The 18117-nt window shown below is 73.1% G+C and carries 13 protein-coding genes; 6 read left to right on the top strand and 7 right to left on the bottom strand.

Annotated features, from left to right (window positions below; genetic code table 11):
- Positions 1–15: 15 nt before the first annotated feature.
- From O7607_RS02710 to O7607_RS02700, 3 genes are all read right to left on the bottom strand, one after another.
- Positions 16–1518: a bifunctional cytidylyltransferase/SDR family oxidoreductase gene (locus O7607_RS02710; RefSeq protein WP_269700747.1), complete on the bottom strand. Its 1503-nt coding sequence runs from the start codon at positions 1516–1518 to the stop codon at positions 16–18.
- Between the two features lie 105 nt (positions 1519–1623).
- Complete coding sequence (locus O7607_RS02705; protein WP_269700746.1) at positions 1624–2424, bottom strand: ABC transporter ATP-binding protein; 801 nt, start codon at positions 2422–2424, stop codon at positions 1624–1626.
- Positions 2417–3319 (bottom strand): ABC transporter permease, encoded by a 903-nt coding sequence (locus O7607_RS02700; RefSeq protein WP_269700745.1) that lies wholly within the window; start codon positions 3317–3319, stop codon positions 2417–2419. The genes O7607_RS02705 and O7607_RS02700 overlap by 8 nt, the downstream gene beginning before the upstream one ends.
- 155 nt (positions 3320–3474) lie before the next feature.
- Here O7607_RS02700 and O7607_RS02695 point away from each other — a divergent pair, with 155 nt between their 5' ends.
- From O7607_RS02695 to O7607_RS02675, 5 genes are all read left to right on the top strand, one after another.
- Complete coding sequence (locus O7607_RS02695; RefSeq protein ID WP_018784870.1) at positions 3475–4107, top strand: TetR/AcrR family transcriptional regulator; 633 nt, start codon at positions 3475–3477, stop codon at positions 4105–4107.
- A 151-nt stretch (positions 4108–4258) separates the two neighbouring features.
- Complete coding sequence (locus O7607_RS02690; protein ID WP_269700744.1) at positions 4259–5365, top strand: DegT/DnrJ/EryC1/StrS family aminotransferase; 1107 nt, start codon at positions 4259–4261, stop codon at positions 5363–5365.
- Positions 5366–5421: 56 nt separating this feature from the next.
- The gene (locus O7607_RS02685; protein ID WP_269700743.1) at positions 5422–6447 is read left to right on the top strand and encodes a Gfo/Idh/MocA family protein; all 1026 of its coding nucleotides are present in this window, start codon (positions 5422–5424) and stop codon (positions 6445–6447) included.
- A 32-nt stretch (positions 6448–6479) separates the two neighbouring features.
- Positions 6480–8135 carry a glycosyl transferase family 1 gene (locus O7607_RS02680; protein ID WP_269700742.1) on the top strand — a complete coding sequence of 552 codons (1656 nt, stop codon included), beginning with the start codon at positions 6480–6482 and terminating at the stop codon, positions 8133–8135.
- 98 nt (positions 8136–8233) lie between these two features.
- On the top strand, positions 8234–9820 hold the full coding sequence (locus tag O7607_RS02675) for a glycosyltransferase (protein ID WP_269700741.1): 1587 nt from the start codon (positions 8234–8236) through the stop codon (positions 9818–9820).
- A gap of 59 nt (positions 9821–9879) precedes the next feature.
- On the opposite strand, the gene O7607_RS02670 is transcribed toward O7607_RS02675, so the two are convergent.
- From O7607_RS02670 to wecB, 3 genes are read right to left on the bottom strand one after another with little or no spacing between them, the layout of a single operon-like run.
- Complete coding sequence (locus O7607_RS02670; RefSeq protein WP_269700740.1) at positions 9880–12003, bottom strand: glycosyltransferase family protein; 2124 nt, start codon at positions 12001–12003, stop codon at positions 9880–9882.
- Positions 12000–13412: a glycosyl transferase gene (locus O7607_RS02665; RefSeq protein ID WP_269700739.1), complete on the bottom strand. Its 1413-nt coding sequence runs from the start codon at positions 13410–13412 to the stop codon at positions 12000–12002. The genes O7607_RS02670 and O7607_RS02665 overlap by 4 nt, the downstream gene beginning before the upstream one ends.
- Before the next feature lie 34 nt (positions 13413–13446).
- Positions 13447–14532: a non-hydrolyzing UDP-N-acetylglucosamine 2-epimerase gene (gene wecB, locus O7607_RS02660; protein WP_269700738.1), complete on the bottom strand. Its 1086-nt coding sequence runs from the start codon at positions 14530–14532 to the stop codon at positions 13447–13449.
- Between the two features lie 439 nt (positions 14533–14971).
- Between wecB and O7607_RS02655 the strand changes: the two genes are divergently transcribed.
- Positions 14972–16885 (top strand): hypothetical protein, encoded by a 1914-nt coding sequence (locus O7607_RS02655; protein ID WP_269700737.1) that lies wholly within the window; start codon positions 14972–14974, stop codon positions 16883–16885.
- A gap of 3 nt (positions 16886–16888) precedes the next feature.
- Here the strand turns inward: O7607_RS02655 and O7607_RS02650 are convergent, their stop codons facing one another.
- Positions 16889–18079, bottom strand: a complete 1191-nt coding sequence (locus O7607_RS02650) for a hypothetical protein (RefSeq protein ID WP_269700736.1) — start codon at positions 18077–18079, stop codon at positions 16889–16891.
- Between the last annotated feature and the right edge of the window lie 38 nt (positions 18080–18117).

Genomic DNA, 18117 nt, shown 5'->3' with positions numbered 1-18117 from the left:
CACGTCCCGTCGGGTTCAGGCGCCGGTGGACAGCTCGGACCGGTCGGCGCCGGGCTGGGCCGGTACGGCGGCCACCGGCTCGCCGGGGGACCGGCGCACGTCGACCACCTGGCCGGTCAGCTCGGAGATCAGCACGTCCAGGGACGCCTGCGCGACCGCCTCGGAGGAGAGCAGCGTGTGCTCCGGCTCCTCGCCGAACGCCCGCGTCCGCATCGGGGTGGCGGTGCGCTCCGGGTTGACGCAGTTGACGCGTACCCCGAATTCGGCCCACTCGTCGGCGAGCGCCTGGGTGAGGTTGACCAGCGCGGCCTTGGTGGCGGAGTAGAGCGCGTAGCGGGCCCGGCCCCGGGTGTACGAGCTGGACGTGTAGAGCAGCAGCTGGCCCTTCGTCTGCTGCAGGTACGGCAGCGACTGGCGCGCGATGGTGACCGGGCCGACGAAGTTGACGTGCAGGAGACGGTCCATCGTCTCCGAGTCCATCTCGGCCAGCGCGCCCTTCTCCAGGATGCCGGCGGTGACCACCACGTGGTCGATCCGGCCGGTCGCCTCGAACGCGGTCTTCAGCGCGGCGGCCACGTCCTCGGCGCGCTCGACGTGCGTGCCGGTGGTGGAGCGGCTGAACGGGAAGACCTGGGCGCCGTAGGAGCGGGCCAGTTCGGCCAGGTCGTGGCCGATGCCGTAGCTGCCCCCGAAGACCACGATGGTCCGGCCGGTCAGCTCCTCGGCGTAGCTGCGGTGGTCGGTCAGGCGGGGCGCCTGGGCGGCGGCGAGCTGGAACAGCTTGTCGGCCAGGTGCACGTCGACCGGGTGGGTGACCTTGATGTTCTCGTCCGAGCCGTCGATCACCTTGATCGGCGTGCCGGGCAGGTAGCGCAGCACCACGCCGCAGTCGTCGGTGGCGGCGAAGTCGGGGTCGCCCTCGGCCCGCCGGTACGCCTCGCGGATGGTGCCGGAGCGGAACGCCTGCGGGGTCTGGCCGCGGCGCAGCCGGGACCGGACCGGGATGTCGGTGATGCAGTCGTCCGCGTCGACCTGGATGATCGTGTCGGCGGACGGGATGGCCACGTCGACGGCCGAGTAGGTCCAGAGCGCGTTCACGCACTCGCGCACGATCCGGGCGCTGACCAGCGGGCGGACCGCGTCGTGGAAGAGGATGTTGACGTCGCCCTCGCCGACCGCGTCGAGCGCGATCCGGGTGGTGTCGTTGCGGGTCTCGCCGCCTTCGATCACCTTGGTGACCTTGCGGAAGCCGGCGTCGGCGACGATGCGCCGCGCGTCGTCCACGTGACCGGTGGCCATCAGCACGATGATCTCGTCGATCTCCGGTGCGGCCTCGAAGACGGCCAGGGTGTGCTCGATGATCGGCTTGCCGGCGATCTTGAGGAGCTGCTTCGGGATGCCCAGCCCCAGGCGCGTGCCGGTCCCCCCGGCGAGGATCACGGCCACCGTACGCGCGGGGCGCCAGGGTGCCGGGCTCGCCGGCGCGGCGTCCGGTGCGGTGGTGTGGTCCTGCGTCATTGCCGTACCTCACTCTGGGTGAAAGGGGATGGGTCCGAAAACCTTAACGCGTACGCGGGAGCGCACCGCTCCGGGCGGAAACCCGGTGCGGTGCGCTCCGGGGCGCTACTTCTGGTTCTCGTACGCGTCGCAGACCTCCTTGGTGGGGCCGTCCATCTTCAGGACGCCGCTCTCCAGCCAGATGGTCCGCTCGCAGGTGTCCCGGATCGAGCCGATCGAGTGGCTGACCAGGAAGACGGTGCCGGCGCTGTCGCGCAGTTCGCGGACCCGCTGCTCGCTGCGGACCCGGAACTTGCGGTCGCCGGTGGCCAGCGCCTCGTCGATGAGCAGCACGTCGTGCTTCTTCGCCGAGGAGATCGCGAAGCGCAGCCGCGCGCCCATGCCGGAGGAGTAGGTGCGCATCGGCAGCGAGGCGAAGTCGCCGCGCTCGTTGATCCCGGAGAACTCGATGATCTCCGGGGCGATCTTCTTGACCTCGTCCGGGTGCATGCCCATGGCGAGGCAGCCGAGCACCACGTTGCGCTCGCCGGACAGGTCGTTGAGCAGCGCGGCGTTCACGCCGAGCAGCGACGGCTGGCCCTGGGTGTAGACGGCACCGCGGGCCGGCGGGAGCAGCCCGGCGATGGCCCGCAGCAGTGTGGACTTGCCGGAGCCGTTGCTGCCGATCAGGCCGATCGCCTCACCCTCGTACGCGGTGAAGCTCACGCCCTTGACCGCGTGCACCTCGCGGATGTTCGGCGCCTTGGTGCGGGAGACGATCCGCTTGAGCGCGGAGACCGGGCTGGTGCCGCCGGTCGCGCCCTTGTGGATCCGGTAGATCACGTGCACGTCGTCCACCACCACGGTGGGGACACGACCCGAGTCGGTCACCGGGCCGGCGTTCAGCGGCAGGGTCTGCTCAGCCACGGCCGTACTCCTTCTCTCCGCGCCAGAAGTAGACGAACCCGCCGACGCCCGCCACGACCGCCCAGAACAACCCGAGCGCCCAGAGCTTCGCCGGGGAGCTCACCAGGTGCGCCTGGTGCGAGTCGAGCAGCGCGTAGCGGGCCAGCTCGATGAAGACCAGCGGCGGGTTCCACTCCAGGACGTTTGCCGCCCAGTTCGGCAGGTGCTCGCGGATGAGCGTCACCGGGTAGAGCACGCCGGAGGCGTACAGCCAGGTGCGCATCACGAACGGCATGACCTGCTTGAGGTCGGTGACCTTGGAGCCGAGGCGGGCCATGACCATGCTCAGCCCGACGTTGAAGATCGTCTGGAGCAGCAGCATCGGGACGATCAGGATCCAGCGGAAGGTGAGCGGCTCGCCGGTGACGAGCACGATGCCGGCCAGCACCACCATCGACATGAGCAGCTGCTGGAGCTGCACCAGCGTGACCGTGATCGGCAGCGCCGCCCGGGGGAACTGGAGCGCCCGGATCAGGCCCAGGTTGCCGGTGATCGCGCTGACGCCGTTCGAGGCGGCGGTCTGCGTGAAGATGAAGATGAAGACGCCGGTGCACAGGTACGCGATGAAGTTCGGCACGTTCCGGTGCTGGCCCAGGATGACGCCGAAGATCAGGAAGTAGACGGCCGCGTTGGTGAGCGGTGTCAGCACCTGCCAGAGCTGGCCGAGCTGGGTGTTGCTCAGCGAGGAGGCGACCTTCGCCCGGGAGTACGCGGTCATGAAGTGCCGGTACGCCCACAACCGGCGGGCGTACTCGCCCAGGGCGGGTCGTTCCCCGGCCACCCGTAGCCCGTACCGCCGGGCCAGTTCGGCCCGGGTCAGCCCGGATTCGGGGTCGGCCACCGCGGTGTTGGCCATGTTCAGGCGCTCCGATCTTTCGTGCTGATGGGGAGCAGTGCGGTGAAAGAGATCCAGCGTGGCCGGGCGGGGAGGAGCCGCCTCGCTGCTGCATGGAAGGTAGTCCACCGAACGTCGGGACGCAACCGTACCGTCGTTGCGCTACATTGTTCCACGTGACGACCGAGAAGAGGCGTGCTCCGGCCGGCGCGGCGGTGCTGCGCGGGGAGATCACCAGTGCCATCCGCGCCGCCGTGATGCAGGAGTTGGCCGAGGTGGGCTACGGTCGCCTCTCCATCGAGGCGGTGGCCCGCCGGGCCGGTGTGAGCAAGACCGCCATCTACCGCCGCTGGCGTTCCAAGCTCGACCTGGTGCTGGACATGGTCTCGGCGGTGGCGGGGCGCAACATCCCGCTGCTGGACACCGGCAGCCTTCTCGGTGACCTGGAGATCCTGCTGCACGTGATGGCGCGCGCACTGCGTCACCGGCTGGCCGCGCAGATCATCCCGGATCTGCTGGCCGAAGCGGCCCGCAACCCGCAGATCGCGGAGAAGTTGCAGGCCGCCCTGGACGACTACCAGCAGGCCGTGGGCCGGATCCTGATCGGCCGGGCGGTCGAGCGCGGTGAGCTGTCCCCGGACACCGACCGACGCGCCGCGGTCGACCTGATCGTCGGCCCGGTCTACTGGCGGATGGCGATCTCCCGGGCCCCGCTGGAACCCGCCGAGGTGCCCCGGATGGCGGCCGCGATCGTCGCCGCCCTGCGGGTAGCATGCGTGGGGCCTGTGCGCGACGAGGTGGAAGTCTGAACCCCGGGCCGCCCCCGGAGGGCCGTCGTCGATCATGAACAGAAGGTCACAACCGGTCGGACAATCCGTGCGATACGCGGTTTCTCCCGACAGACCGCTACGATCCCCCGAAATGTCTCTCATGAACCACGCGTCGACAGGAGGAAGCCCCATGGTCGGGCCGCATCCAGAGTTCATTCCCCCCGCACGGCCGATCATCGGCGAAGCCGAGATCGAGGCGGCCGTCCGGGTGCTGCGGAGCGGCCGGGTCGTGCAGGGCCCCGAGGTCGCCGCGTTCGAGGAGGAGTTCGGTGACCTGGTCGGCGGCCGGCACTGCGTCGCCGTCAACTCCGGCACCTCCGCGCTGCAGCTGACGCTGATGGCGCTCGGCTTCGGCCCGGGCGACGAGATCATCGTCCCGTCGTTCTCCTTCGCCGCCAGCGGCAACGCGGTCCGGCTGGTCGGCGCCGAGCCGGTCTTCGTGGACATCGAGCCGGGCAGCTTCTGCATCGACCCGGAGGCGGTCGCCGCGGCGATCACGCCGAAGACCGTCGCGATCATGCCGGTGCACCTCTACGGCCACCCGGCCGCCATGGACCGGATCATGGAGATCGCGCAGCAGCACGGCCTCGCCGTGGTCGAGGACGCCGCGCAGGCGCACGGCGCCGAGCTGAACGGCACCCCGGTCGGCGCGTTCGGCACCGCCGGCTGCTTCAGCTTCTACCCGACGAAGAACATGCACTCCCTCGAGGGCGGCATGATCACCACCGCCGACGCGGACCTCGCCCGCACCCTGCGGCTGCTGCGCAACCAGGGCATGGAGCAGCGGTACGCCAACGAAATCGTCGGTGCCAACATGCGGATGACCGACGTGGCCGCCGCCATCGGCCGGGTGCAGCTCACCCAGCTCGCCGACTGGACCGAGCAGCGCCGCGCCAACGCCAAGTTCCTCGACTCGGCCATCACCGGCATGGTCACCCCGCCGGTCGCCGACGGCGCCAAGCACGTCTACCACCAGTACACGGTGCGGGTGCGGGGCGACCGTGACGCCGCCCAGGCCCGCCTCACCGAGCTGGGCATCGGCAACGCGGTCTACTACCCGACCCCGATCCACCGGCTCAAGCCGTACCTCGTCGACGGCAAGCCCGGCGCGTGGGACCTGCCGGAGACCGAGCGGGCCGCCGCCGAGGTGGTCTCGCTGCCGGTGCACCCGTCGCTGACCCAGGCCGAGCTGGAGCGGATCGCCGAGGCTGCGAACCTGGCCGCCGGTGCCCGGTGAGCGCGAGGAGTGAGCCGGGTCTGCGAGCCCCGCAGTCGCGAACGAAGGAGAGCGCAGTGAGCGGACGGAAGCTGCGGGCCGGCCTGATCGGCCTCGGCGCGATGGGGCGCAACCACGCCCGCGTGCTGTCCAACCTGGACGGCGTCGAGCTGGTCGGCGTGGTCGACCCGGCCGGCGACGTGACCGGCACGCTGCGCGCGCCGGTCGTACCCGAGCTGAGTGACCTGCTCGCCATCGGCGTCGACTACGCGGTGGTGGCCTGCCCGACCGCGCTGCACGAGCCGATCGGCATGGAGCTGGCCGCCAACGGCGTCTGCGCGCTCATCGAGAAGCCGCTGGCCCAGTCCGTCGACGCCGCCACCCGGCTGGTCGAGGCGTTCGAGAACGCCGGCCTGGTCGCGGGCGTCGGGCACATCGAGCGCTACAACCCGGCGCTGCAGAGCCTGCGTACCCGTCTCGAGGCGGGCGAACTGGGCGAGGTGTTCCAGGTCGTGACCCGGCGCCAGGGCCCGTTCCCGCACCGGATCGCCGACGTCGGCGTGGTGATGGACCTGGCCACCCACGACATCGACCTGACCGCCTGGGTCACCGGCCAGCAGTACGCCTCGGTCGCCGCCCGCACCGTCTCGCGCAGCGGCCGGCTGCACGAGGACATGGTCGCCGTGGTCGGCCAGCTCGCCGACGGCACGATGGTCAACCACCTGGTGAACTGGCTCAGCCCGCTCAAGGAGCGGTCGACAGTGGTCACCGGCGACAAGGGCTGCTTCGTGGCCGACACGCTCACCGCCGACCTGACGTTCTACGCCAACGCCGCCATCGACACCGAGTGGGAGGCGCTGCGCGCGTTCCGCGGCGTGGCCGAGGGCGACATGGTCCGCTACGCCATCCCGAAGCGGGAGCCGCTGCTGGTCGAGCACGAGCGCTTCCGGGACGCGGTCGAGGGCAAGCAGAGCGACATCGTCACGCTGCGGCAGGGCCTGCGTACCGTGCAGGTCGCGGCGGCTCTCCTGGAGTCGTCCGCCGACGGCAAGGTCGTGTCCGTCACGGCCAGCGGCAGCGACGCGGAGCCGGCACTGCGATGAGCCCGGCGCCGGTGCGGCGGACGGTCTCCGCGGTGCGACGGCGGATTCCCCGGCGGTGGCGCATCGCGCTCCGCCGGGCCGCCGCCGGCGCGCGGCCCTGGGAGACCCCTTCGGTACGCGAACTGTGTGAACTTCCCGCCGGCACGCCGCTGCTGGTGCATGCCGGCGGGATCACCGGTGACCGGGCGCTGGACGGCGTGCTGCGCGCCCTGGCCCGGTTGCCCGAGTTCCACCTGGCGCTGGTCTGCGACCCGGCGGAGCAGACGACCGCCCAGGACCTGGTCCGCCGGGCCGGCAAGGCCCGCCGCCGGGTCCACCCGGTCCCGCGCCCCCGCACGGTGACTGCCACGTTCCTCGCCTCGGCCGACGTGGCCGTGGTCGGGTTCACGCCGGACGCCGGTCTCGGGCTGCTCGACACCTGCCTCGCCGCCGGGCTGCGGATCGTCGCGGCCGACAGCCGGGCGGTCCGCGAGCACCTGACCCGGCACCGGGCCGGCGACTTCTTCGCCTCCGGCTCGGTGCCCTCCTTCGCCAAGGCGGTGGAACGGGCCTGGCAGCGGGGCGGCGACGAGGCCCCCGAGACGCCGGAGCAGCAGGACCCGCCGGTCGCGCCGGTCGAGGCCGGCACACCGGGCCGGTGGCGGGCGCTCGGCGCCGGGCCGGTCCGGCTGGGACTGGGCACGGCGAACTACGCCGGTCAGCTCTCCGCCCTCGCGGCGGCCATCAGCGCCGCGCGGACGGACGTCGGCATCGAACTGGTCGTGGCCAAGCCGCCGGCCACCTACCGCTACCCGGCCGACCGCTATCTGCACTTCCCCGGCGAACACCGGCTCGACGTGCAGATGCAGCAGGCCGCGCGGGTGCTCGGCTGGTACACGCACCTGATCGTGGACGCCTTCCGCCCGGTGCTCGGCCGGCTCAACGGCGACGACATCGCCGGGGACCTGCCCGCGCTGCGCCGGGCCCGGATCAAGGTCGCGCTGCTGGCGCACGGCAGTGAGATCCGCCACCCCGGCGCGCACCTGGAGCGGCACGCCGAGTCCGCGTTCCGGGACGCCCCGGAGGAGCTGCGCGAGCGGCTCACCGTGGTGACCGAGCGGAACCGGCGTACCGCGCAGGAGAGCGGCCTGCCGTTCTTCGTGACCACTCCGGACCTGCTGGACGACGTGCCGTTCGCCACCTGGGCGCCGCTGATCGTGGACGTGGACGCCTGGGCCTGCGACCGTCCGGTGCTGGAACGCACCCGGCCGGTGGTGCTGCACGCCCCGTCCAACCGCTGGACCAAGGGCACCGACCGGCTGCTGCCCCGGTTGCAGGAGCTGCACGATCGACGGATCATCGAACTGCGCCTGGTGGAGGGTCTGCCGCACAGCGAGATGCGCCGCCTGGTGCAGGACTGCGACATCGTGGTCGACCAGTTGGTGATGGGCAGCTACGGCACGTTCTCCTGCGAGGGGATGGCCGCCGGCAAGGTCGTGGTGGCGTACGTGAGTGAAGGGCCGCACCGGGCCGCCGGGGTCCAGCCGCCGATCGCCAACGCCACACCCGGCACGCTGGTCAAGACGATCGAGTCGCTGCTCGACGACAGACCCGCCGCGGTCGCCCTGGCCGCGGAGGGCGCCCGTTACGTCCGTGACCACCACGACGGCCGGCGGACCGCTGAGGTGTTCGACGCCTTCCTGCGGTGACCCGCCGACCGCCCGTGCACCGCCCCCTCGACGAGGAGAAGCACCCGATGCAAGCTGTCCCGAGTAGCGATGCCCGACCGACCCGGGGACGGGTGGTGATGCTGGTCGACAACGGGGTCCACGGCGACTCCCGGGTGCAGAAGGCCGCCCGCTCCGCCGCCGAGGCCGGTTGGGAGGTGATCCTGGTCGGCATCCTCAAGGGCGCGGCGACCGAGGACAGCTGGCGCATCGGCGACGCCGAGGTCCGCCTGATCCGGATGCCCCGGCGGCTGACGCATCCGGTCGCGTACCGCCGCGCGCTGCTGCGCCGGCCGCTGGCGTACAAGCCGGGGCCGGACGCCAAGCGGCGGCTGAACACGCTGCGGGCCCGCCGGGACGACCTGACGTTCCGCCTCTCCGAGATCAAGGTGAACCGGGCGGCGGGCGGCCCCCGCTTCGCCGAGCTGGCCGGCAAGGCCCGGCTGGCCGCGCCGTACTTCCTCAACAGGGCGATGTTCCAGTGGGTCAAGTTCCGCTCGGCGCAGCTGCGGCGGCTCCAGGAGAGCCAGCAGGACCCGAACTCCCGGCTCGACCGCGCCGCGCTGCGGTTCTGGCAGCGGGTGCACGGCGACCGGGCCTGGCGCCGGCTGGACCCGGAGCTGTGGGACTTCGAGCTGGCCTTCGCCTCGGTGGTGGATGAGCTGCGGCCGGATCTGATCCACGCGCACGACTTCCGGATGCTCGGCGTGGGCGCGCGGGCGGTGATGCGGGCCCGGGCCGGCGGTCGCGATGTCAAGCTGCTCTGGGACGCGCACGAGTTCGTCCCCGGCATCATCGGCCGGCCCGCCAACCTGCGCTGGCTGCCCGCCCAGATCGCCTACGTGCGGGAGCACGCGCCGTACGCCGACGCGGTCATCACCGTCTCGTCCACCCTGGCCGACCTGCTGCGGGAGAGCCACGACCTGCCCGAGCAGCCGGCCGTGGTGCTGAACGCGCCGCCGCGCGCGCTCACGCCGGAACAGCGGGCGACGCCGGTGCCGGACATCCGGGCGATGTGCGGGATCGGCGCCGCCACGCCGCTGCTGGTCTACTGCGGCGGCATCAACCCGTCGCGGGGCGTGGACATCATGATCCGCGGGCTCACCGAGATGCCCGAGGCGCACGTCGCGCTGGTCTCGGTGCACCCCAACGGCAAGGCCCCGATCATGTACGAGCTGGAGGAGCTGGCCGCCGAGCTGGGCGTGGCGGACCGGGTGCACCTGCTGCCGTACGTGCCGCACTGGCAGGTGTCCGCGTTCGTCTCCCCGGCCGACCTCGGCGTCATCCCGATCCACCACAAGCCGAACCACGAGATCGCGCTGATCACCAAGTTCTTCGAGTACGCCCACGGTGGCCTGCCGATGGTGGTCAGCGACGTGCGGACGATGGCCGAGGCGACCCGGGCCACCGGGCACGGCGAGGTATTCCGGGCCGAGGACCTGGCCGACTACGTCCGGGCGGTGCGTACCGTGCTGGCCGACCCGCAGCGCTACCGGGCCGCGTACGACCGGCCGGGCGTGCTGGAGCAGTGGACGTGGGAGGCCCAGGCCCGGGTGATGGACGAGGTCTACACCCGGCTGCTGCCGCACCACCCCGGGCCCGTCGCGCCGGCGGACACCGCCGTCGTGCCGGTGCCGAACCAGCGGGCCACGGTGCCGGCGCGCTGACCGGCGACAACGCGGCGGGGCCCGGCCGACCGGCCGGGCCCCGCTGTCGTTGCGCCTGCTCAGTCGCCCAGCAGCAACCGGTCGTAGTCGGCCTGGCTGACGCCCCAGTCCCAGGTCTTCAGCACGTGCTCCGAGGCGGCCCGGCCGACCTCCGCCCACGCCTGCTCGGTCGCGGTGACGGCCAGGATCCGCTCCGCCGCCTCCGCCGGGGTGTCCACCACCCAGTCGGAGGGGAACAGGGTACGGGCACCGTGCGGCTTGCCGGCGAAGAACGGCCAGTCCCGCACCACCGGCACCGCGCCGCTCGCCGCGCCCTCCACCAGGCCGCAGTGGAAGCTCTCCCGCACCGAGGTGCTGAGGATGACGCCGACCTCCTGGAGGGCGCCCGGCACGTCGTCGGTCTGCCCGTAGCGCCGGACCGCGCCCAGCGGCTCCAGTTCGGCCAGGTCCTTGGCGAACTGCCGGCCGTAGTCCTTCGCCGGCTTGCTGGTCCGGTTGTTGAAGTTGCTGCCGATGAGCGTCAGGTTGTACCGCTCGTCGTGCTCGCGCAGCTTCCGCAGGACGTCGATCGCCCACCGCGGGTCCTTCGCCACCGAGCTGAACCCGACCAGTCCCAGCGTGAACCGGGCGTCGGCCGGCTTGGCCCGGGGGTAGCGCTGCAGGTCCATCGCGTTGTCGACCACCCGCAGCCGGGGCGCGCCTTCGCCGGTGAGCTGGGGCAGCACCGCGGTGGACAGGTCCCGCAGGTGCTCGGAGACGAAGACGACGTCGTCGACCCGGGAGAAGTCCACCAGGTGCGGCCAGAAGTTGAACGCCTCGAAGCTGTGCAGCCGGACGATGATCCTGGCCGTCCCGGGGTCGTGCAGCGTGAACAGCGCGGCGGTGGCCTGGCACCAGTCGACGAAGACGGTGTCGGCCCAGTCCAGGTGCGGCCGCAGCCACTCCTCGATCTTGGCGCCGTACGTCGACTCGGCGCCGAGCAGGTGCTCCATCACCGTGCTGCCGCTGAGCGCCAGCGGGCGGGTCACCGGGTCCTCGTACAGGTCCAGGAAACGGACCTCCACGTTCGGCATGGCCCGGTAGCGCTCCAGGATCTCCTGGAGGAAGTTGTCGTTGATCAGCGTGGTGACCAGCAGCCGCAGCGGCCGGTCGGTCGGCGCCGGGGCGGCCGGGGCGAGCCGGCCCCGCGGCTGCGACAGCTTCCGCGCCGCCGCGCTCTCCCGGAACGGCGCCAGGAAGGCGCCCGGGTCGTCGCTCATCGGCGAGGAGAGCCGGTCGAAGTGCAGCACCCGGTTGGACGCCAGGCTCCACGCCCGCGACACCGCCGCGGCGGCCTTCTTCGGGTCCTTCGGCAGCCGGGCGTCGGCCAGCGCGAGCTGGGCGCGGATCGCGTCGTGCAGGCCGGACGGGACGTGCCCGAGGGCCAGTTCGCCCTGCGCGGCCTTGGTGAGCACGTCCGCGCGGGTGGCGGCGCTGTTGATCCGGCTGACCGCGGCCGCGGCGGTGCGGGCGGCGACCGCCGGGCGCCCCGCCTTGACCGCGCTGTCGTGCAGCCGTACCGCCAGCTTGCTGCGCAGCCGGTCCGGTACGCGGGGCGCGGCCACCGCGCGGGACCAGAACCAGGCACCCGCCGGGTTGCTCATGATCCGCTGGCCGGTCGCCTTCTGGACGGTGGTGCGCACCGTCTCCACCGCCGCCCGCTTGGCGCCCCGGGTGCCGATGCCGGCAGCGGCCGCGACCTGCCGCTCCAGCCGCTTGCCGACCGGCTCGGTACGCGGCGCGTCGAGCGCCCGCTGCGCCGGCACGAGCCCGTAGTGCGCGCCGGCCCGGGTGTTGCGCTGGGCCATCTCCCACACCGTGTAGACCGACCGCGGGTCGAGGGCCACCAGCAGGTCGGCCGACCGGAACCGCTGCCGCAGCCAGGAGTGGCGCTGTGCGTGCAGCCAGATCTTGCGGTTGGCCTGTGCCCGGCCGAGCGCGCGCCGCAGCCGGGCGTCGCGCTTCTCGGCGGGTACGACGAACGACCGCACCTCGGCCAGCGCCGGGTCGACCGGGAGTTCCGCGCTGTCGAAGAAGCAGGCGACGGTGACGCGGGCGCCACGGCTGCGGAAACGTTCCAGCGCCTCGATCAGCACGGCCGGCTGCTTCGGTGCGGCGGCGGCCACGATGAGCACTGTGGTCACTGTCGGGCATCTCCCGTCGAGGAGGTCGTGGCCGGGGTGGCCGCGCCGGCGCCGGTGGGCCGGACGAGTTCGGTGAGGCGGCGGACCGCCGGGGCGAGCACGGCGGGCCGGGCGTAACGGCGGGCCAGTTCCCGGGCGGCGGCCCGGTCCGCGTCGGTCGCCTTCAGGGCCAGCCGGCCGGCCTCCACGAAGGAGCCGGCGAGGCGGTGCGGGTCGAGCCCGACCGCCCCGGTCCACAGCGGATGCCCGGCCAGCACGTTGCTGGCGTCGTGGTCGACGTCGTGGGCGGAGAGCACGGGCAGGCCGCTGGCCATGAACTCGTACACCTTGCCGGAGGTGACGAACCGCCCGCCGACGAGCATCAGCACCAGCGCGTCCCAGGAGCCGTACGTCGCCGCCAGCTCCGCCTTCGGCACCGGGCCGCCGAAGCTGACCCCGTCGACGGCGGCCTCCTTGAGCAGGTCCATGTGCCGGTTGGCCTCACGCGACGCGCCCGCGCCGATGTGGCCGCGCACCTCGAACCGGGAACGGGCCAGCAACGGGTCGTCGCGGCGGGCGATGCGCCAGGCGTCCAGCACCGACTCCAGGAACGCCGGGCTGAAGTTGACCGAGCCCAGGTAGCCGAAGGTCAGCCCGGCCGCCGGGTCCGGCGAGCGGCCGGAGATGTCCGGCAGGCTGTCCTCGTCGTAGCCGTTGCGCACCACGTGCACCCGGTCGGCCAGGTGCGGATACCGCTCCCGGTAGAAGCCGGCGATCGGGTCGTTGACGCACCACACCGCGAGCGCGTGTTCGAGCACGGAGGACTCCCACCGGCCGGAGACCGAGTCGCGGGTGAACGCCTCGCCGCCGCCGATCACGTCGAGCGACCAGCCGTCGCGGAAGTCGACCGCGTACGGGACCTTGTGCTCCTCCCACAGCTTCCGGGTGGCGGCCAGGTTCACGTACGGGGCGCAGGAGGCGAGCAGCAGGTCGGCCGGGTGCTCGCGGTGCAGCCGCAGCACCGCCTTCTCCAGCTCGTACCGCCAGCCGCCGAACACCGGCTCCGGGAACGCCTGCTGCTCGCGCTTGCGCAGCCGCTTGATCCAGCCCGCCGGGTCCAGCGAGCGCTCCTCGGAGAACGCCCGGATGTCGGTCTCCAGATCCTCCCGGATCAGCGGCAGCTCGACCACCCGCACCCGCGGGTCGACCTTCTCCGACAGCGTGTGGTCCAGGCCGTACTCCCGCTCCCACGCCTGCTGGCAGATCGTGATGACGGTGATGTCCCAGCCCTGGGCGACGAACTGGTTCGCCGTCTCGCGCAGCCGGTACGCGCTGCTCTTCGCCGCGGGCGGGAAGCCGATCGCGAGGTAGATGGCGTGCGGCCGCTTCCCGCCGCGCGAGCGGGGGAGCGGGACAGGGCGGTTGGTCATCGCGGATAACCGATCGTGAGGAGGGAGCGCGTCGTCATGCCAGGTGCCGTCGCAGCGTCTCGGCGACCCGCCGGGCCGCCCGGCCGTCACCGTACGGGGTGCCGCGCGGCGCGTCCGGGGCGGGCCGCGTCGCGGTGGCCGCCCACCGGGCGCCCAGCTCGCGCGGGTCCGGCACCAGCACGTTCCAGCCGTCGGCGAGCGTCTCGACCCACTCCGTCTCGGTGCGCAGCGTGGTGCACGGCCGGTCCAGCAGGTACGCCTCCTTCTGCAGGCCGCCCGAGTCGGTGACCACGCCGGCGGAGCCGACCACGGCGGCCACCATCGCGGCGTACGGCAGCGGCCGGCCGGCGTGCAGCGCGCCCCGGGTCAGCTTCAGGCCGTGCTCGTCGGCGCGGGCGACCAGCCGCGGGTGGGCCAGCAGCGCGACCGGCACGGGCAGGTCGGCGAGCGCGTCGAGCAGCGCGGCGAGCCGCGTCGGGTCGTCGGTGTTCTCCGCGCGGTGCAGGGTGGCGAGCAGGTACGGCGCGTCCGGGTCGATGCCGTCGGGCAGCGCCGGGCGGGGCTGCCCACCCCGGGCCACGTCGTCGCGGACCCGCAGGCAGACGTCCACCATGACGTCGCCGACCAGTTCGGTACGGGCGGCCAGGCCCTCCGTGGCCAGGTGCCGGACGGCTTCCTCGGTGGGGGCGAGCAGCAGGTCGGCGGCGTGGTCGGTGAGCACCCGGTTGTGCTCCTCCGGCATCCGCCGGTTGAACGACCGCAGCCCGGCCTCCAGGTGCGCCACCCGCAGGTGCTGCTTGACCGCCGAGAGCGTGCCGGCCAGCGTCGAGTTGGTGTCGCCGTACACCAGCACCCAGTCCGGGGCCTCGGCGGCGAGTACCGGGTCCAGGGCGGCCAGCGTGTTGCCGGTCTGCACGCCGTGGCTGCCGGAGCCGATCCCGAGGTGCACGTCCGGGTCGGGGATGCCGAGACCGGAAAAGAAGACGTCGGACAGGTCGGCGTCGTAGTGCTGGCCGGTGTGCACGATCACGTGCTCGCACCCGTCCTCGGCGAACGCCGCCGCGATGGGCGCCAGCTTCACCAACTGCGGTCGGGCGCCGACGATGCTGACGACCTTCACACGTGACTCCTCGTGATCTGCGACGGATTCTCGGTGCGGACCGGCCGCCGCCCGAGTCGGGAGGCCGTGGACCCCGGCCGGGTGGCCGGGCCGGTGCCCGCAGGCCCTAGGAATAGTAGTGCCCCGGCCGCCGCCGGACGACGTACGCGGACACGGCCGGTGCGCGATGGTGGGCCGGGCCACCCGCCGTCACCGGACGCCGCCGCCCCGACGGGGAGCACGGTGACCGGTGGCATGGAACGGGACACGAGGGACCAGCCTAACCGAACCGGCCGGATCACCCCGGCCCGCCGGGTGCCCGGCCGGCGGGGTGCGCCCGCCGCGGCGCGGCCCGGTCACCGCGGGTACGTCCCGCCGTCGGCGGATCGTCGCCGACTCTTCACCGGGCCGGGCGAGCCTGGCCCGGCGCCGCTGCCCGGCTTGCGTACACTACGGCGCCATGACCGCCCCCGGGCCCGAGACCCGTACCCGCACCGCAGACGCCGGTGGATCGGTGGCCGACGCCACCGACGAGACCGCGAAGCCGCCGGCCGCCGACGGCGCGGACCGGCCCGCCGAGGCCACGCCGCCGCGCCCGGCGCAGCCGGAGGCCGCCACGGCGGAGGACACCGACCGCCCGTCGCGTTGGCGCCGGATGCGGCCGGACCTGCTGGTCGCGGCGATCTTCCTGGCCGGCGCGTTCTGGGTGACCGGCCGGGGCTGGGTGAATCCGGACGGCCGGCTGCTCGGCAGCCGCCCCAACGACCAGGGCTTCAACGAGTGGATGCTGGCGTACGCCGCGCACGCGGTCAGCAACCTGGAGAACCCGTTCTTCACCACGTTGCAGAACGCCCCGGACGGCGTGAACCTGATGACGAACGTCGGCATGCAGCTGCCCGGGCTGGTGCTGTCCCCGGTCACCCTGCTGTTCGGGGCGCCGTTCGCGTACCTGCTGTTCATCACGCTCAACCTGGCCGGCACCGCGTACGCCTGGTACCACGTGCTGTCCCGGAACCTGGTCTCGTCCCGGGTGGCGGCGTTCGCCGGTGGCCTGTTCTGCGCCTTCGCGCCGGCGCTGGTGTCGCACAGCAACGGCCACCCGCACATCACCGCCCAGTGGCTGGTGCCGTTCATCCTCTGGCGGGTGATCCGGCTGGCCCGGGACGGCCGCCCGGTCCGCGACGGCCTGGTGCTGGGCGCGCTCGTGACGGCGCAGTTCTTCGTCAGCCTGGAGATCCTGTTCCTGACCGCGCTCGGCTGCCTGATGATGGTGATCGGCTACGTGATCTTCCGGCCGCGCGAGGCGCTGCGCCGGGCCCGGCCGATGCTCGGCGGCCTCGCCGTGACCGGGGTGCTGGTCGGGGCCGCCGCCGCGTACCCGCTGTGGATGCAGTTCGCCGGCCCGCAGCACCGGGTCGGTCACCCGGGCAACCCGGACGTCTACGCGCTGACCCTCGGGTCGTTCGTGCGGTACGCCACCGAGTCCGTGGCCGGCAGCCCCACCAGCGCCCTGCGCTGGGGCCCGAACACCACCGAGCAGGCCAGCTTCTACGGCTGGTCGGTGGTGATCCTCGCGGTCGGCGCCGCCTGGTGGCTGCGCCGCGAGATCGTGGTCCGGGTGCTCGCCGTGGTCGCGCTGATCTCGGCCGTGTTCTCGATCGGCACCACCTGGACCGTCGGCACCCGGCGCACCGACGTGCCGGCGCCGTTCGCGCTGGTGTCCGAGCTGCCGGTGTTCGACTCGGTGGTGGTGTCCCGGTTCGCGCTGATCACCACGGTGGCGCTCGGCGTGCTGTTCGCGGTCGCCGGGGACCGGGTGGCCCGGGTACGGGTCGGCGAGGCCGGCCAGTCCCGGCTGGTGCCCCGCCTGGCCGCTGTGGCGCTGCTCGCCGCGCTGCTGCCGATCCTGCCGACCCCGCTGGAGGCGCGCGGGCGCAACCCGGTGCCGGACTTCGTGACCGCTGGCGTCTGGAAGGACCACGTCGCCCCCGGCCGCACCCTGGTGCCGGTCCCGGTCGACGGCATGACGTCGCTGTACTGGAGTTCCGCGGCGCTGGCCGGCTTCGCCGTCCCGGAGGGGTACTTCCTCGCGCCGGTCTCCAAGACCGACAACACCGGCCGGTGGGGCGTCGAGCCGCAGCCGACCGCGAAGCTGCTCACCGCCGTGTCGCGGGGCCAGCGGGACACCGCGGTCGGCCCGGCCGACGTCGAGCAGGCCCGCGCCGACGTGCGGCACTGGAAGGCCGACGCGGTGGCGCTGCCGGACCGGGCCCGCCGCCACGACGACCTCAAGGTGGTGCTCGACGCGCTCTACGGGCCGGGGCAGCGGGTGGCGGACGTCTGGCTGTGGGACGTCCGCCCGCTCACCCGGTGAGCGTCACGGCGACCGGGTCCAGATGAGCAGCAGGTAGCCGCCGAAGTAGGTCGAGAACGCGGTGAGCGCGACCAGCACCGTGACGGCCCGGGCCCGCCCGGCCCGGGCCAGGCCGACGGCGGCCGGCAGCAGCAGCGCGAACGCCGGCACCAGGAACCGCGCCTTCGAGTGGTAGTAGCCCGCCGCGCCGATCGTGGTGACCAGCATCAGCCCGCTGAACAGCAGCAGTTCCCAGGGCTGGCGGTCGATCACGCTCAGCACGAAGAACATCAGCGCCAGCAGCAGCACCAGGCTCACCACGAGCATCTGCGGCGTCGCGGACACCGCCAGCACCTCGCGTCCGCGCCGCAACGTGTCCACGCCGAAGTCGAAGTGGCTGCGCCAGCCGGCGGACTGGATGTGGAACCAGCCGTCGGGCCGCCCGGTCTGGACGCCCACCCAGGCCAGGTAGGCGAGCCAGCCGGCCGGGGCGAGCAGCATGGCCACCCACGGGCGCCAGCCGTCCCGGCGCCGGATGACGGCGAGCAGCGCGGCCAGGCCGACCACCGGGATCAGCGACGAGGCGGTGGGCCGGGTCAGGCCGGCGAACAGGCAGAGCACGCCCGCGGTCAGCCAGTGGCGGCGCAGCAGCGCGTACAGCGTCCACGCGGCCAGGGCGGTGAACAGCGTCTCGCTGTAGGCCATCGACTGCACGATGGCGTGCGGCAGCGCCGCCCAGAGCGCGGCGAGCAGCACGCCGGTGCGACGGTCGTGCAGGTACGAGCCGATCGCGTACAGCGCCCAGGCCGCCGCCAGGCCGGCCAGCGCGGCCACCGCGAGCCCGGCGGTACGCGGGCCGAGCGGGGTGACCCGTTCGACCACGCCGATCAGGGCCGGGTAGAGCGGGAAGAACGCCATGTCGCTCTGCATCCGTTCGTACCCGTCGTAGCCCCGCTGGGCGATGGCGAGGTAGTACGTGGCGTCGGACAGCGTCAGCTCGCGCACCGGGGAGAGGTTGAGCGAGCGGGCCCAGACGTAGACGGCCAGGACGCCGACGAGCCGGATCACCGCGTACACCGCCAGCGCGGGCGCCGCGTCCCGGGCGGCGTCGCGCAGCCGCCGGACGGGGCCCGGCCGGGCGCGCTCGGCTGTGGCCGGCCCGGTCGGCGGGGCTGGTGCGGGCCGGCGGGGTTCCTCGGTGGTCACCACGTCCATTGTGCGGTCCCGTTCGCGCTGAGCTGGGGTTGGCCGAA

Source organism: Micromonospora sp. WMMA1949, from assembly GCF_027460145.1.
In the GTDB taxonomy this organism is placed as follows: domain Bacteria; phylum Actinomycetota; class Actinomycetes; order Mycobacteriales; family Micromonosporaceae; genus Micromonospora.
Note: the sequence above shows the minus strand (reverse complement) of the source record. Positions and strands in the feature narration are given on the sequence as shown.

Coding starts and splice junctions, on each gene's coding strand:
- O7607_RS02710 (WP_269700747.1), bottom strand. CDS start 1,518: ATGACGCAGGACCACACCACCGCACCGGACGCCGCGCCGGCGAGCCCG.
- O7607_RS02700 (WP_269700745.1), bottom strand. CDS start 3,319: ATGGCCAACACCGCGGTGGCCGACCCCGAATCCGGGCTGACCCGGGCC.
- O7607_RS02690 (WP_269700744.1), top strand. CDS start 4,259: ATGGTCGGGCCGCATCCAGAGTTCATTCCCCCCGCACGGCCGATCATC.
- O7607_RS02675 (WP_269700741.1), top strand. CDS start 8,234: ATGCTGGTCGACAACGGGGTCCACGGCGACTCCCGGGTGCAGAAGGCC.
- O7607_RS02665 (WP_269700739.1), bottom strand. CDS start 13,412: ATGACCAACCGCCCTGTCCCGCTCCCCCGCTCGCGCGGCGGGAAGCGG.
- O7607_RS02655 (WP_269700737.1), top strand. CDS start 14,972: ATGACCGCCCCCGGGCCCGAGACCCGTACCCGCACCGCAGACGCCGGT.
- O7607_RS02650 (WP_269700736.1), bottom strand. CDS start 18,079: ATGGACGTGGTGACCACCGAGGAACCCCGCCGGCCCGCACCAGCCCCG.